Annotated in this window: 15 protein-coding genes; 8 read left to right on the top strand and 7 right to left on the bottom strand. The window is 69.4% G+C overall.

Translation table 11 applies throughout. The features are described from left to right. Positions 1 to 20: 20 nt before the first annotated feature. The 4 genes from PL79_RS36460 to PL79_RS03850 are packed head-to-tail and all read right to left on the bottom strand — an operon-like array spanning position 21 to position 3,117. Positions 21 to 449 carry an energy transducer TonB gene (locus tag PL79_RS36460; protein ID WP_235879195.1) on the bottom strand — a complete coding sequence of 143 codons (429 nt, stop codon included), beginning with the start codon at positions 447 to 449 and terminating at the stop codon, positions 21 to 23. A 29-nt stretch (positions 450 to 478) separates the two neighbouring features. Continuing rightward, entirely contained in the window at positions 479 to 823 is a 345-nt protein-coding gene (locus PL79_RS36455) for a hypothetical protein (protein ID WP_235879194.1), read from the bottom strand. Between the two features lie 33 nt (positions 824 to 856). Beyond that, complete coding sequence (locus PL79_RS03855; RefSeq protein WP_044847304.1) at positions 857 to 1,903, bottom strand: ABC transporter substrate-binding protein; 1,047 nt, start codon at positions 1,901 to 1,903, stop codon at positions 857 to 859. A gap of 44 nt (positions 1,904 to 1,947) precedes the next feature. After that, positions 1,948 to 3,117 carry an LLM class flavin-dependent oxidoreductase gene (locus PL79_RS03850; protein WP_044847305.1) on the bottom strand — a complete coding sequence of 390 codons (1,170 nt, stop codon included), beginning with the start codon at positions 3,115 to 3,117 and terminating at the stop codon, positions 1,948 to 1,950. 440 nt (positions 3,118 to 3,557) lie between these two features. Here PL79_RS03850 and PL79_RS03845 point away from each other — a divergent pair, with 440 nt between their 5' ends. From PL79_RS03845 to PL79_RS03830, 4 genes are read left to right on the top strand one after another with little or no spacing between them, the layout of a single operon-like run. Further along, positions 3,558 to 4,634 (top strand): ABC transporter substrate-binding protein, encoded by a 1,077-nt coding sequence (locus tag PL79_RS03845; RefSeq protein ID WP_044847306.1) that lies wholly within the window; start codon positions 3,558 to 3,560, stop codon positions 4,632 to 4,634. 31 nt (positions 4,635 to 4,665) lie between these two features. Beyond that, entirely contained in the window at positions 4,666 to 5,772 is a 1,107-nt protein-coding gene (locus PL79_RS03840) for a PhnD/SsuA/transferrin family substrate-binding protein (RefSeq protein WP_044847307.1), read from the top strand. Next, positions 5,772 to 6,587, top strand: a complete 816-nt coding sequence (locus PL79_RS03835) for an ABC transporter permease (RefSeq protein WP_044847308.1) — start codon at positions 5,772 to 5,774, stop codon at positions 6,585 to 6,587. Before PL79_RS03840 ends, PL79_RS03835 begins: the two co-directional genes overlap by 1 nt. A gap of 22 nt (positions 6,588 to 6,609) precedes the next feature. Further along, entirely contained in the window at positions 6,610 to 7,398 is a 789-nt protein-coding gene (locus tag PL79_RS03830; RefSeq protein ID WP_044847309.1) for an ABC transporter permease, read from the top strand. Here the strand turns inward: PL79_RS03830 and PL79_RS03825 are convergent. After that, the gene (locus PL79_RS03825; RefSeq protein WP_044847310.1) at positions 7,389 to 8,525 is read right to left on the bottom strand and encodes a sigma-54 interaction domain-containing protein; all 1,137 of its coding nucleotides are present in this window, start codon (positions 8,523 to 8,525) and stop codon (positions 7,389 to 7,391) included. The genes PL79_RS03830 and PL79_RS03825 overlap by 10 nt on opposite strands. Positions 8,526 to 8,645: 120 nt before the next feature. Further along, complete coding sequence (locus PL79_RS03820) at positions 8,646 to 9,326, bottom strand: class II aldolase/adducin family protein (RefSeq protein WP_044847311.1); 681 nt, start codon at positions 9,324 to 9,326, stop codon at positions 8,646 to 8,648. Positions 9,327 to 9,808: 482 nt separating this feature from the next. Between PL79_RS03820 and PL79_RS03815 the strand changes: the two genes are divergently transcribed. The 3 genes from PL79_RS03815 (at position 9,809) to groL (ending at position 13,187) form a co-directional block, all read left to right on the top strand. Continuing rightward, on the top strand, positions 9,809 to 11,032 hold the full coding sequence (locus PL79_RS03815; protein ID WP_235879193.1) for an alpha/beta fold hydrolase: 1,224 nt from the start codon (positions 9,809 to 9,811) through the stop codon (positions 11,030 to 11,032). A gap of 210 nt (positions 11,033 to 11,242) precedes the next feature. Beyond that, positions 11,243 to 11,533, top strand: a complete 291-nt coding sequence (locus PL79_RS03810; protein ID WP_011356207.1) for a co-chaperone GroES — start codon at positions 11,243 to 11,245, stop codon at positions 11,531 to 11,533. 13 nt (positions 11,534 to 11,546) lie between these two features. Next, positions 11,547 to 13,187: a chaperonin GroEL gene (gene groL, locus PL79_RS03805; RefSeq protein WP_044847313.1), complete on the top strand. Its 1,641-nt coding sequence runs from the start codon at positions 11,547 to 11,549 to the stop codon at positions 13,185 to 13,187. Between the two features lie 109 nt (positions 13,188 to 13,296). Here groL and PL79_RS03800 read toward each other — a convergent pair whose 3' ends face one another. Continuing rightward, the gene (locus tag PL79_RS03800) at positions 13,297 to 14,448 is read right to left on the bottom strand and encodes a porin (protein ID WP_044847314.1); all 1,152 of its coding nucleotides are present in this window, start codon (positions 14,446 to 14,448) and stop codon (positions 13,297 to 13,299) included. 259 nt (positions 14,449 to 14,707) lie between these two features. On the opposite strand from PL79_RS03800, the gene PL79_RS03795 reads away from it, so the two are divergent. After that, on the top strand, positions 14,708 to 15,322 hold the full coding sequence (locus tag PL79_RS03795; protein WP_044847315.1) for a LysE family translocator: 615 nt from the start codon (positions 14,708 to 14,710) through the stop codon (positions 15,320 to 15,322). The last annotated feature ends 29 nt before the right edge of the window (positions 15,323 to 15,351 follow it).

Below are 15,351 nucleotides of genomic sequence, written 5' to 3'. Positions count from 1 at the left end.
GTGGCGAGCCGCCCGTCGGGTCAGCCCAGCTTGAAATCGATCGGCACGTTGACCCAGCCGTCGACCGCTTCGTCGCCGCGCTTCGCGGGCACGAACGTCCAGCGCTTCACGGCGGCCACCGCCGCGTTGTCGAGCACGCGGCGGCCGCTGCTCGTGCGGACCTCGACGGAATCGGGCGTGCCGTTCGCGAGCACGTGCACGCGCAGCACGACGCGCCCCTCCCAGCCCTGGTCCTGCGCGAACGCCGGATAGTCGGGTGCCGGGTTGCGCAGGTACGCCGCGTCGCCGATCGGCGCGGATTCGCGCACCGGTGCGGCCGGCGCGGCGGGGACGGGCGCCGGGTTCGGGATGGCAGGCGCTGCGGCGACCTGTGCCGGTGCAGCAGTCGATGCGTCGCGAGCCACCGGCGGCACGACAGCCAGAGCGGGCGCCTGATGCGCAACGGCCACGCGCGGCTTCGGCGGGGTCGGCGCCTGCTTCAACGGCTTCGGCGGCACGACCGGCGGCGGCGGATGTGCGGCCTGCGGAAACGGTCGGGCGGCCGCGTCAACTCGACCGTCATCGGCAGCGGCCTCGGCGGTTGCACGCGCGGCTCGGCGGGCGCACGCGCCGCCAATAGCGCGATGCCCGCGTGCAGCGCCGCGACGGCGAGCGCAATCGCGCCCGCGCCGCGCCAACCGCCCGGCTGCGCGGGCCGCACGTCCTTGCGCGCAGGCGGCACCGCCGGCGACAGCCGTGTCGCAGGCACCGCAACCGCGGCGGCCGTGCGCGCCGCGTGCCGGCGCGCCGTCGGCACGCCGTATTCGATCAGCAGTCCTGTCATATTCGGCTCCTTGCAATGACGCGCCGCGGCGCGCTACGCGACCCACGCATGGCGATGCCGGTCGATCTGCGTGAACGGCGCCGGATCGATCCATGCGCGCGCATCGAAATCGCGTTCGAGAAAGCCCCATTCGACGAGGAAATCCTTGAACGCGACCAGTCCGTCGATCGACGTCGGCGCGAGCCCCGTTTCCAGATGCCGGTGCACGTCCGCGCCGTACGCGTAGCGCACCCACTCGTCGGACGCGCGCGTTTCGCGGCCGATATAGGCGACCGTCTCCGCCGGATGGCGCGCGGCCCAGTCGCCCGCGCCGACCACGACCGACAGGAAGCGGCTCACGAGATCGGGGCGCGCATCGATCAATGCGCGATCGACGGTCAGCGTGCGCGGCGTGCCGTTGCCGATCCGCACCAGCGGATCGGGGTGCGCGCCGAGATCGATGACGACCTGCGCGTCGATCAGGTGTACGGTTTCGAGCCCTTCGACACCTTTCACGAACACCGCGTCGACCTCGCCGCGCACGAGTGCCGCGATCTCGAGCCCGTACTCGTGCGGGCCGCGCGTGAACGACGCGGGCCCGGTGCGGCGCTCGTGCGTGTCGGGCAGGTCGACCCATTCGGCGTCGCCGTGGCCGAGCCCTTCCAGCTCGAGCGCGCTCAGGAACCCCTTCAACGCGGCCGCGCGCCAGAAGTCGATGCTGATCGGATGGCGCGGCAACCCGAGCCGCCGGCCGCGCAGATCGCGCGCGGTGCGGATGCCGCGTTCGGGCAGCGTGACGATCGCCTGGAATTCGTTGGTCCACGACAGGCCGATCACGCGCGTATCGGCGCCGCGAGCCCGCGCCCACAGCGCGGGAATGTTGCCGCCCTGCCGGAACGAGTGCGGCAGGCTGTGATCGAAATGCGATTCGCGCTTGTCGGCGTCGGCCGTCTCCTGCAGCGAGTGCAGCGCGATGCCGTCCGGCCCGAACTCCTCGTCGAACCAGCCGCGATGCACGGCGATGCCGAGCGCGGTCGGCACCGGGCAGCGCGTGTACCAGAGTGCGTCGCAAGCCGTGGCCTGCGCAGCGAGTGTCGTCATGGTGAGTGTCCTTGTCGTTTGAATGTGCAGGCCTGCCGCCGCGCTCAGGCACCGGCCACGCGCAGCGTCGCCTGCGTGCCGCGTGCGTTCAGCGTGCCGTCGACGAGCGGCAGCACTTCCTCGCCCACGCGGTACGCCTCTTCGAGATGCGGGTTGCTCGCGAGAATGAACGTCGAGACGCCGATGTCGACGTATTCCGCCAGCCGCTCGGCTACCTGCTCGTGGCTGCCGACGATCACGCAACCGGGGCCGCCGCGGATCTGCGACATCCCGGCCCACAGGTTCGGGCCGACGATCAGGTCGTCGAAGTGCTGCGTGTTGCCCTGGTGCAGCGCGAACTGACGTTTCGCGCCGACCGATTCCGACTCGCCGCGCCCGCCGAAGCCGTTGTGCGTCGACGCACTCACGGTCGCGAACATCTGCCGCAGTTCGGCCCACGCCTGCTCCTCGGTCTCGCGCGCCAGGATGTCGATGCGCATGCCGAAGCGCAGGTCGCGCTCGGCGTTCTGGCGGTCGAGCGCGCGGCGCGCCGCATCGATCACCTCCTTCTGCTTCGCGAGCGGCTCGCCCCAGCTCAGGTGCACGTCGCCGTGCTTCGCGGCCACCGCGAGCGCGGCATCGCTCGCGCCGGCCAGATAGATCCGCGGCGGCGTCTGGCCGCTCAGCGGCGGCAGCAGCCCGCCGGCTTCGACGCGATAGAAGCGGCCGTCGAACGTGAACGGCGCGCCGGCCGCGACGCCCTTCACGACGTCGAGAAATTCGTCGGTGCGCGCATAGCGGCTGTCGTGATCGATGAAGTCGCCGTACGCGCGCTGGTCGGGACCGCCGCCGCCCGTGACGACGTTCCACTCGACGCGGCCGCGGCTGATCCGCTGCAGGCTCGCGGCCATCTGCGCCGCATAGACGGGATGCACGAAATGCGGCTGCAGCGCGATCAGCAGTCGCAGGCGGCGCGTCTCGCGCGCCAGCGCGGCCGCGACGACCCACGGCTCCTCGGTAAAGCGGAAGATCGGAATCAGCGCGCCGTGGAAGCCGGCGATATCGGCCGCACGCGCGACTTGCGACAGGTAGTCGATGTAGCCGAAATCGTCGTCGTCGACTTTGGGCGCAACGCGCGATGCGCGCTGGCGGTTCCATTCGCCGCGCGTATGCAGGTCGTGTGCGCGCCGGCCGTCGCCGTGCATCGGCAGGCGCCACAGAAATTCAACAGCCATCGGGATTCTCCTTGTCGGCCCGTTCGGATTGCGTGCGGCACCGGCGTGCCGCGCGTATGCAGCGCTGTTAAGCACGCGGTGTGCCAACGCGCGCGCTCGCCGACCTGCGAAGCGACCGACGAGCGCGCGCGACGCCTTGCGGGCCGGGCGTCGGCGGCAAACGGCAGGAACGCGCCCGAGGTTGCCGGCATCGCGAACACGAGCCGGCGCGGTGCTGCTGCACCGGCCGCACCGGTGCTGCATGCGCAACAGCGCTCGATGCGACTGTTGCTCACGCAACAGGCGATGCGCGGGCCGACGCGCGGCGCATCGCGCGCGATGCCCGCTGCGCTTGCCGCACGGCCGTTTCCGTTCACTGGCCCGGAACTTGCAATGTGGAACGGCCCGCGCGTGCGACACCGCGCCTCGACCACGCTTACCCAGACAGGGGAATCTCACACATGACAGACAGGCCCGATTCGTCATCGGACAAGCAGCAGACGTTCTGGTACGCCCGATCGCCGGTACCGACGCCGCTCGGCATCGCCGTGCATCTCGGCTGGCTCAACGGCGAGACGTCAGCCGACGGCGTCGCGATCCGCTCGCCGCGCGGCGCCACGCGGCACGACGTGTCGTCGATCAGCGACCACACGCTCGCGCAGTCGTTTCGCCAGGGCGGCAGCATCCCCGCGATGTGGGCGCGCTCGAACGACGCGAATACGCGCGTGATTGGGTTGTCGTGGGTCGACGAATCGCAGCTGATCCTCGCGCGCCCCGAGTCGGGCATCCGCTCCGTGAAGGCGTTGCGCGGGCGCCGGATCGCGATTCCGAGCCGCCCCGACGATCGCATCGACATCTTTCGCGCGTCGGCGCTGCGCGGCTTCGTCAATGCGCTGAGCCTCGACGGATTGACCACGCGCGATGTCGAACTCGTCGACGTGCGCGCACGCACGCTGCAGGCAGTCGGGCCGGCGCGCGCGGCGAACCTGTTCGCGTCGCCGCAAGGCTTCTCGAGCCGCGCGCTCTATGCGGCCGAAGCCGGCGCGCTGCTGCGCGGCGAAGTCGACGCGATCTACGTGAAAGGCTCGACGGGCCTCGAGATCGCGCAGCTGATCGGCGCGCACGTCGTGATCGACATCGGCTTCCATCCGGAGCGCTCGATCCGCAACAACAACGGCACGCCGCGCCCGCTGACCGTCAACGCGGACGTGCTCGCGAACCATCCGGACATCGTCGCCGGCTTCCTGAAGCTCGTGGTCGCCGCCGGCGAATGGGCGAGCGCGCATCCCGACGAAACCGCGCACTACGTGGCCGGCGAAACCGCGTCGTCGATTGACTGGGTTCGCGCCGCGTACGGCAACCAGCTGCACCGCCATCTCGGCGTCAATCTCGACGACGAATCGATCGCCGCGCTCGACGAGTTCAAGACGTTCCTGCATGCCCACGGCTTTCTGGAAGCGGACTTCGATGTCGCCGACTGGATCGACCCGCGCCCGCTCGCCGACGTGCTGCGGCCGTCGCTGCAGAAGCGCGCATGAGCCCCTTTACCGTTCACTGTCCGGGACCATCATGAAACACACGCTCTCCCTCGCTTCGCTGCGCCGCCCGCTACGCGCGCTGCTCGCCGCGCTGCCGCTGGCCGCGGCGGCGCTCGTGGCACCGGCCGCGCATGCGGAAGACGCCCCCAAGGTCGTGCGCATCGCCGTCGTCGCGTATTCGAGCGGCGGCAAGACGCAATACGCGGGTGCCTCCGCACTGATCGACGCCGACAAGTCGCTCGAGAAAGCGCTGGCGGCACGGCACGTGAAGCTGCAATGGGTGCCCGTGTCGACCGCGGCGGTCGGCACGCTCGTCAACGAGGCATTCACGAACGGCAGCATCGATTTCGCCGGCTACGGCGATTTGCCGTCGGTCGTCGTCAACGCATCGGGCACGCACACGCGCCTGATCGTGCCCGGCGGCGTCGGCAGCAACACGTATCTCGTCGTACCGGCCGGCTCGACCGCGAAATCGATCGTCGACCTCAAGGGCAAGCGCATCGCGCTCAACCGCGGCCGGCCGTGGGAAGTCACGTTCGGCAAGCTGCTCGCCGAGAACGGGCTGAAGCTGTCCGACTTCAAGATCTACAACCTCGATCCGCAGGCCGGCGCGGCGGCCGTCGCGGCCGGCCGCGTCGACGGCTTGTTCACGCTGTCCGACGCGTATTCGCTCGTCGACAAGCAGGTCGGCAAGATCATCTGGTCGACCAAGACCGCGCCCGACGACTGGAAGATGCGCGCGGAACTGTGGGCGTCCGACGATTTCGTGCGGCGCTACCCCGACATCACGCAGCTCGTCGCGACGGCCTACGTCCGTGCCGCGCACTGGATCTCGCAGCCGCAGAACCGCGACGCGTACGTGAAGATCCTGAGCGCGTCCGGCCAGCCGGAAAGCATCGTCCGCCGCGAATACGCGGACGAAGCGACGCCGTGGAAGGAGCAATGGACGCCGCTCTTCACGCCGGCGCTCACCGGCCACTATCGCGACGTGATCGCATACAGCCGCCAGGCCGGCCTGACTTCCGTGCCGGTCGACGTGAACGCGCTGCTCGCGCCGACCTTCGTGTCGACCGCGCTCAAGCAGCTCGGCCTCGACGGCTACTGGCGCGCCGACGCCGCGCGCGTCGCGAGCCGCTGATGCCGATGCGCGCCCTCGCGCCGAACGGCTTGCGCGCCATCCGCCTGCCCGGCATCGCGCGGCTCGGCGAACATGCGCTGTGGTGGATCACGCCCGTCGCGTTCGCCGCGCTGTGGTGGCTCGCGAGCGCGCAGCGCTGGTTTCCGCCGCAGCTCGTCGTACCGCCCGAACGCCTCGCGGCGACGCTGCGCACGCTGCTCGACACCGGCGAGCTGCGCGACAACCTGCTGATCACGCTGCATCGCCTCGCGCTCGGCTTCGCGATCGGCGCGACGGGCGGCGCCGCGTTCGGCATCCTGCTTGCGCGCAGCCGGCTGTTCTCCGACTATCTGCGGCCGACGTTCGACCTGCTGCGGCAGGTGCCGACGCTCACGCTGATTCCGCTGCTGATCCTGCTGATCGGCGTCGACGAACCGCTGAAGCTCGTCGTGGTCGGCAAGGCCGTGTTCTTCCCGGTTGCGCTGGCCGCATACACGGGCGTGCACGACGCGCCGCGCGATCTCGTCGAGATGGCGCGCCACTACGGGCTCGGCCGCTTCGCGCTGCTGCGCGACGTGCTGCTGCCGGCCGCGCTGCCGCCGCTGCTGACCGGCGTGCGAATCGCGCTGGCGCGCGCGTGGCTCGCGCTCGTTGCGGTCGAACTGCTCAGCGCCGACAGCGGGATCGGCCAGATGATGGAACTTGCCCGGCAGATGCTGCGGCTCGACGTGGTGCTCGTCGACGTCGCGGCGATCGGGCTGATCGGCTTCGCGCTCGACCGATCGATCGCGCTCGTGCAGCGCTACGCATTGCGCTGGCAGATGCCCGCACGCTGACCCTGACTGGATACGCTTCGGCATGACCTTCGCTACCCGCGCTTTCTCGTTCTCCCCGCTGCGCCGCCGCGCGCGCGGCTTCGTCGTGCCGGCCCTGCTGGTTGCCGCATGGCAATACGCGTCGTCCGGCGACGCGGCTCATCAATACGCGTTCGTGCCGTTGCAGCAGGTCGGCGCCGCGCTGGTCGAACTCGCACGCAGCGGTGAACTCGCGACCGATCTCGGCGCGAGCCTGCGCCGCACGACGCTCGGGCTCGGAGTCGGCGTCGCGCTCGGGCTCGTGTTCGGTGCGTCGATGGCGCGTTCTCCACTCGCGCGCAAGCTCGCCGAGCCGGCCTTCCAGGCACTGCGCTACGTGCCGCTGCTCGGACTGATTCCGCTGCTGAGCCTGTGGGCCGGCACCGGCGAATTCGCGAAGGTGTTCATCATCGCGCTCGCCGCGTTCTACCCGATGACCACCGCCAGCTTCGACGGGCTGCGCCGCGTCGATCCGCGCTACGTCGAACTCGCGCGGTCGTATCGCCTGAGCCGGATCGGCTTGTGGCGCGACGTGCTGATTCCGGGCGCATTGCCCGACCTGTTCGCGGGCGTGCTCCAGGCCGTGCCGTTCGCGTGGATCACCGCGACCAGCAGCGAGCTGCTGTTCAACACGGGGGCCGGCGTCGGCAGCCTGATGCAGAACGCGCAGGCCGGTGCGCGCGCCGACGTGCTGCTGGTGTGCGTGCTGGGCGTGACGGCGCTGGCCGTCGGCATGAGTGCGCTATGCGAGCGGATCGCGCAGCGCGCGCTGCGCTGGCGCGATCACGCCTGACGGCGCAGCCGCGCGTCGGCGTCGCCTGCGTCGCCCGCTCCACCTGCATCGCGCGGCTTCAGGATGCCGAGCTGCGCGAGCCGTGCGCGCACGATGTTGCGCGATTGATCGAGCAGGCGCGACATGCGCAGCTGGTTGTGCTCGCTGTAGTCGAACACGCTGCGGTAGACGGTGTCCTCGATGTGCTGCCACAGCGCCGGCGTGCCGAGATCGAGCAGTTCGACCACCGCGTGGCGCAGCGCCTCGGTCGCTTCCGCCACATCGCGTGCGCGGCGCGGCGGCGCGGCTGTTGCGCCGTGCGCGTCGGCCGGATCCGGCGCAAGCGACAGCGCGGAGAACTGCAGGTCGCCGACGTCGATCGCGCCGCCCGCGCAGATCAGCACCGCATGATGGATCACGTTCTCGAGTTCGCGGATGTTGCCGGGCCACGCGTGCGCGTGCAGCCGTGCGCGCGCGGCGTCCGTCAGCGTCGGCGCGGCCACGCGCAGCCGCTTCGCATAGGTGTCGATGAAGTGTTCGATCAGCGGCGCGATGTCGCCGGGCCGCTCGCGTAGCGGCAGCAGGCTCAGCTTCACGACGTTGAGCCGGTAGTACAGGTCCTCGCGGAAATTGCCGGCGCGCACCGCGGCTTCGAGATTCACGTTGGTGGCCGCGACGAGCCGCACGTCGATCTTCACAGTCTTGCGCGAGCCGACCGGCGTCACCTCGCGCTCCTGCAGCACGCGCAGCAGCTTGACCTGCGCGGACAGCGGCAGGTCGCCCACTTCATCGAGAAAAAGCGTGCCGCGATTCGCCGATTCGAACCAGCCTGGCTGGCTATTGATCGCGCCGGTAAACGCGCCGCGCTCGTGACCGAACAGCTCGCTCTCGATCAGCGTCTCCGAGAACGCGCCGCAGTTGATCGCGACGAACGGGCCGTCGCGGCGCTCGCTCAACGCGTGCACGAGGCGCGCGATCAGCTCCTTGCCGGTGCCGCTCTCGCCGGTGACGAGCACCGTCGCATCGCTCGGCGCGACGAGCTGGATGCGTTCGAGCAGCACCCGCGATTTGGGATCGTCGAACGTCAGTGCCTTCGCACGGATCGTGATCGCATGCGAAGTCGGGTCCGGCAAGCTGAAGATGGCCATGGCACGACCGGCGTGTTGAACGGGAGAGGTTCGACGATAGCAAGGCGCGCGCCGGCCAGGAACCAATTCATCGAGCTATCGGTATGACGGCGGCCGGATTGCGCCGCCCCCGGCGCGGCGTCACGCGAGGCCAGTCATCTTCCATTGCTGCTCGAGCGCGCCCGGGCCGAATTCGAGCGAGCCGCCGAGCGGTTCCGCGAGCGCCTGGAAATACGCGGCTTCCTCGAGGATCAGGATGTACTTCGACACGTCGAGAATCGACTTGCCCCAGAACGTCGCGCCGCCGTTCGCCTCGATGATCGCCGGGACTTCGGGGTCGCGCCGGATCGTGTCGACGATGAAGCGCGGTTCGCCGGGACGGCGATCGACGTAGACCGGAATCTCGCGGGCCCTCGTGTAGCGCGCGGCCGGCGCATAGCGGATCGGCAGCGGACGATGCGCGCTCGCCCACGCGCCGAGGTACGGGCCGTGCACGTGAATCACGACGTCGACTTCCGGTACCTCGCGGAATACGCCCGCATAACGCGGCCCGTTGGCGCCCGCGCGCGCATCGCCGTGCAGCACGTCGCCGTCGAGCGTCACGACGACCGGCTGGATCTCCTGAGACGCAGCCCACGGGCTCGGCGCCGACAGCGCGACGACGAGTTCCGTGCCCGGCACGCGTTGGAACGCCTGGAACGTGTTGGTGGCGGACAGCGTGCGCGTTTCCTTCAGCACGCGCGCGGCCTGCGCGAATTCGCGCGCGGCGCGCTCGACGAATGCCACGAGTTCGCCGCTGTCGATGGCTTGGGTGACGGACATGAGTACGGTTTCCTTGATCGGGTGGACGGATGGGCTCGCGTCGCAACGCCGCGACGCACGGCAACCGGATCAGCAGCAATCGTGCCAGCAGGGCACGCGAGCGTCGCATGCGTGCGCCACCGCGCGGGCGGGCGGTGTGCGCGCCGTGGACGAACCGCGCGGCGCGATACGTGTGTCGGCATCTGTTGCGGGAGCAACAACCGGCGAGCCCGGATTGCTGCGCGAGACGCAGCCGGCGCCTGCGCGCGCCGCACGCCGCGCGCGGGCGTTTCCCCGTCGTGCCGCACGCCGCGCGTGCCGCGCCCGCGCTGCACTGGCGCTGCACTCGCGCTGCGCCGCGCTGGTTCAAAACTTGCGTCGTGGTCGGCCCGCGCCGGGCACTGCCCGGCGCGTCCGATCCGATCTCACCGACCTCCATCCGACCATGACGCTCTCCCCTGCGCGGCTTCGCTGCGCGCACGCTGCTGGTTTCGGCGCTCGCCGTGCCGTCCCTCGTTTCGCATGCGGCTTCGCCCGGCCGCGTTCCCGCGCCCGATCCGTTGCAGGGCGACGGTCGCGTATCCGCGTTCTACACGTGGGACCGCGACGTTCCGGCGACGCCCGGCGTGCTGCTGCGCACCGAAGCACTGCCCGCGACGCTCGGGCTCGCGAGCGCCGGACGGCAACTGCGCATCCTGTATGCGTCGACCGACGGCGTCGGCGGCCGCGCGCCGATCGCCGTATCGGGCGCGCTGTTCGTGCCGCGCGGTACGCCGCCAGCCGGCGGCTGGCCGATCGTCGCGTGGGCACACGGCACATTCGGGATGGCCGACATTTGCGCGCCGTCGTGGTTCGGCCGCTCGTATCGCGACGTGCGCTACCTGAACGCATGGCTTCAACAAGGCTTCGCGGTCGTCGCGACCGACTATCAGGGGCTCGGCACGCCCGGCCCGAATCCGCAGCTCAACAACCGCTCGAACAGCTACACGCTGCTCGACAGCGTGCGCGCGGTGCTGGGCGGCGTGCCGGGCCTCGCGAACGAAGTCGTGCTCGTCGGCCAGTCGCAGGGCGGCTCGGCCGTATTCGCGGCGGCCGGCTACGCACCCGTCTATGCACCGGAACTCGCGATCCGCGCGACCGTCGCGACCGGGACGATCTACAACGCGTCGCGCGCCACGCTCGCGTCGCTCCCGAAGTTCGAAACCGCATACCGGCGCGATCCCGAGCGCGTCGATCCTACGCTCGCGTATCAGTTCTACTCGGTGCTGTCCGCGCAGCAGATCGACCCGTCGCTGCGCGCGGACGAAGTGCTGACCGACACCGCGCTGCCGATCCTCGAACAGGCGCGCATCGGTTGCCTGGCGTCGCTCGAGGACGATGCGGCGCTCGCGCACCTCACCCACGCGAACGCCGTGAAGCCGGGCGGCGATGCGCGTCTGAAGGCGTGGTGGGACGAATACCTGAAATATCCGACGCTGAAGATCGCCACGCCCGTCTTCATCGGCGCGGGCGCGGACGACGGGCTCGCACCGCTCGAGCTCGCGCTAGCGAAGGATGCGTGCGCGGCGGGCACGACGGTCGAGGCGCACCTGTATGCGGGCCGCGAACACAACGGCACCGTCAACGCATCGCTTGCCGACTCGATTCCGTTCGTGAAGCGCGTGCTCGCCGGCGCGACGATCCGCCCGGTTTGCACGCCGGCCGCGCAGCAGGCCGACGCGCAATAGCCGGCAGCACGTGCTTTGCATGACGGCGCGAATGCTTTCCCGGAATCGACGCATGGGCTGCATCGTCGCGGCAGGCGCGTCCATAGCGCCTGCACGCAAATGCATTTCGGAATCCGTTATTGGATCGCGCCGCCACGCGTTTTTATACTCGTCAGCACTCTCTGCTAAAGAGTGCCAGCCAATTTCGACACAACAGAACAGGACGGACAGATGAGCCTACGCCCCTTGCACGACCGGGTCATCGTGAAACGACTCGACCAGGAAACCACCACCGCCTCGGGCATCGTGATCCCCGACAGCGCCGCGGAAAAGCCCGACCAGGGCGAAGTGATCGCCGTCGGCCCCGGCCGCAAGGACGCGGACGGCCAGCGCATCGTGCCCGACCTGCAGGTCGGCGAACGCGTGCTGTTCGGCAAGTACGCGGGCCAGGCGGTCAAGGTGGACGGCAATGAATTCCTCGTGCTGCGCGAGGAAGACATCGTCGCGGTCGTCAATCAATAACGGAGAGCAAATCATGGCAGCGAAGGAAATCATTTTCAGCGACGTCGCACGTGCGAAGCTGACCGAAGGCGTCAACATTCTCGCGAACGCGGTGAAGGTCACGCTCGGGCCGAAGGGCCGCAACGTCGTGCTCGAACGCAGCTTCGGCGCACCCGTCGTCACCAAGGACGGCGTGTCGGTCGCGAAGGAAATCGAACTCGCGGACAAGCTGCAGAACATCGGTGCGCAGCTCGTGAAGGAAGTCGCGTCGCGCACCAGCGACGCCGCCGGCGACGGCACGACGACGGCCACCGTGCTCGCGCAGGCGATCGTGCGTGAAGGCCAGAAATACGTCGCGGCAGGGCTCAATCCGCTCGACCTGAAGCGCGGCATCGACAAGGCGGTGGCAGCGGCCGTCGACGAGCTGAAGAAGATCAGCAAGCCGACCACCACCAGCAAGGAAATCGCGCAGGTCGCGACGATCTCCGCGAACGGCGAGGAATCGATCGGCCAGCGCATCGCCGAGGCGATCGACCGCGTCGGCAAGGAAGGCGTGATCACCGTCGAGGACGGCAAGTCGCTCGCCGACGAGCTCGACGTCGTCGAAGGGCTGCAGTTCGACCGCGGCTACCTGTCGCCGTACTTCATCAACAACGCCGACAAGCAGATCGCCGAGATCGAGAACCCGTACATCCTGCTGCACGACAAGAAGATCTCGAACATCCGCGACCTGCTGCCGGTGCTGGAGCAGGTCGCGAAGTCGGGCCGGCCGCTGCTGATCATCGCGGAAGACGTCGAAGGCGAAGCGCTCGCGACGCTGGTCGTGAACAACATCCGCGGCATCCTGAAGACGGTCGCGGTCAAGGCGCCGGGCTTCGGCGATCGCCGCAAGGCGCTGCTGGAAGACATCGCGATCCTGACCGGCGGCCAGGTCGTCGCCGAGGAAACGGGCCTCACGCTCGAGAAGGCGACGCTCGCCGAACTCGGCCAGGCCAAGCGCATCGAGGTCGGCAAGGAAAACACGACCGTGATCGACGGCGCGGGCGACGCGAAGAACATCGAGGCGCGCGTGAAGCAGATCCGCGTGCAGATCGAGGAAGCGACCTCCGACTACGATCGTGAAAAGCTGCAGGAACGCGTGGCGAAGCTCGCGGGCGGCGTCGCGGTGATCAAGGTCGGCGGCGCGACCGAGATCGAAGTGAAGGAGAAAAAGGACCGCGTCGACGACGCGCTGCACGCGACGCGCGCGGCCGTCGAGGAAGGCATCGTGCCGGGCGGCGGCGTCGCGCTGATCCGCGTGCGGCAGGCGATCCGCGCACTCAAGGGCGCGAACGCCGACCAGGACGCGGGCGTCAAGATCGTGCTGCGCGCGCTCGAGGAACCGCTGCGCCAGATCGTCACGAACGCGGGCGAGGAAGCGAGCGTGGTCGTCGCGAAGGTCGCGGAAGGCACGGGCAACTTCGGCTACAACGCGCAGACCGGCGAATACGGTGACCTCGTCGAGTCGGGCGTGCTCGATCCGACCAAGGTCACGCGCACCGCGCTGCAGAACGCGGCATCGGTCGCGGGGCTGCTGCTGACGACCGACGCGACCGTGTTCGAAGCGCCGAAGGATGCGGCGCCGGCCGCGGTGCCGGGCGGCCCGGGTGCGGGCGGGCCCGGGTTCGATTTCTGACATCGCTGTGCGCGGCCGCCCGAACCGGGCGACCGCGCTTCGATCCACGACGCGTGGCGGCACCGGTCGCCACGCGTTTTTTCATGCGTGAACGCCGCGCGCGCCGTCGTCAGAACATCTGGCGCAGGCCGATCGCGGCCCCGACGTTGTTGGTCCTGCCGATCTGGTCGACCTTGCCGGTGAGCCGGTTGGTGGCGCCCGGATAGTCGGCCGCGAACGCGCCGTTGCCGCGCGCGAAATCGACCGTGCCGTATACCTCGGTGTGCTTCGACAGCGCATATTCGGCCAGCACGGTCGCCGAGTAGTTGATTCCGGAGCCGAGCGTGCCGTCGAGCCGCTCCGCATTGCGCGCGTGGCCGTAATAGCCGGCCACCGTGATCAGCAGCGGCGCGGTAGCCTGCCAGTTCGCGCCGACGTAGAACGTATCGTCGATACGATTCGGGCTGCCGCCACCGAGCGTGGGCGCGCCGGCCTGCTGCATGTTGAAGTCGGTCGTGCCCGTCTTGTCCTGCCCGTGCAGCCAGCCGGCCAGCAGGCGCACGGACGGCGTGACCTGGTACGCACCGCTCACGTGCAGGAAGTTCACCTTCGCGCCGTTGACCGCGCTGCCGTTCACGGACGACACCGAGGTCTGCTGGAAGCCGGCGTTGATCGACGCGGGCCCTTGCGCGTAGGTCAGCTCGACACCGTACGTGCTGTCGAGACCCATCGCACCGGCATGATTGCCGAACCCGTAGATCGCATCGACGCTGAAGCCGTTGGTCGAGAACTTGTACTTCACCGAGTTCGCCACCGTCAGGTAGTTGCCGATGCCGTTGTACGCCCAACTGTCCTGCCAGTAGTCGCCGACGGTCATCGGGTCGAACACGTCGCCCATCGTGTCGTACAGCGGCGCGTACTGGTTGCCGAAGGTCAGCGAGCCGTACCGGTCGCTCGCCAGGCCGACGTACGCCTGCCGGCTGAACAGCGTGTTCGCGACGTGCAGCCTGCCGTCGCCGAGCTCGAAGCCGTTCTCGAGACGAAAGATCGCCGCGAGGCCGCCGCCGAGATCCTCGCTGCCGCGCAAGCCCCAGCGGCTGTGCGTTTCCGGGCCGACCGTCATGCCGACCAGGTCCCGGCCGTCGGGGCCGGCGTTCGTCTGATAGCGGATCGCCGTATCGACGAGGCCATACAACGTGACGGAACTCTGCGCAAAGGCGGGTGATGCCGCTGCTACGGCGAACACCGCGCCGACACCACCGGATACGACGATGCGGTTCATGAAAGGCCTCCCTGAGCGATTGATTTTGTAAGCACTCCGACAGCATTTGCGGCTGGCGGACGGTACTGCGCTCGGGAGAATAATCGGTCATATTCGCGACACCTATTGCCGATTCCGGATTGCACCTTTCCAACGCGCTCAACAATGACGGCGGCGTGCGATGCACGCTAGCCGGCCGGTGCCGAAACGACCGCGCGGCGCCATCGACGGCACGCCGGGGTAAGATGAACGCTCCTTCCGCCGCTTCGCCGCCCGCGCCATGTCGACCACCATCAACACCCTGCTGCCGCTCGCCGGCGTCCTGCTGCTCAGCGTGGCCAGCCCCGGCCCGAACTTCGTGATCGTCACGTCCACCGCGCTCGCGCAGCGCCGCGCCGGCGTGATGACCGGGCTCGGCCTCGCCGCCGCATCGGGCACCTGGGCCGCGATCGCGATTGCCGGCCTCGGCCTGCTCGTGACCCACGTCGCCTGGGTGCACACCGCGCTGCGACTGGCAGGCGCCACGTACCTGATCTGGCTCGGCCTGAAGATGGTGCTGAGCGCACGCAAGCCGCTCGCCGTGTCCGCGCCGCCCGCGTCCTCCGGCTGGCAGGCCGCGAAGAAGGGCTACGTGGTCAGCATGACGAACCCGAAATCCGTCGCGTTCTACGGCAGCATCTTCGCGTTGATGGTGCCGGCGCATACGCCGGTGTGGCTCGATCTCACGGTCGTCGTGCTGTCGATCGGGATTTCGGGCGCGTGGTACTGCGCGATGGCGCTGCTCGCATCGCATCCGTCGGTGCGCCGGCTGCTGATCCGGCGCAAGGCCGTGCTCGACACGACGGCCGGGCTGCTGCTGATGGGGCTCGGCGGGCGCATGCTGGCCGGGCGCTGAGCGCCGTCGCGCTGCCGCATCGCCACGAA

Origin of the sequence: Burkholderia sp. USMB20, assembly GCF_000949135.2 — a bacterium.
GTDB lineage: Bacteria > Pseudomonadota > Gammaproteobacteria > Burkholderiales > Burkholderiaceae > Burkholderia.
This window is presented reverse-complemented; position numbering and strand designations above follow the sequence as displayed.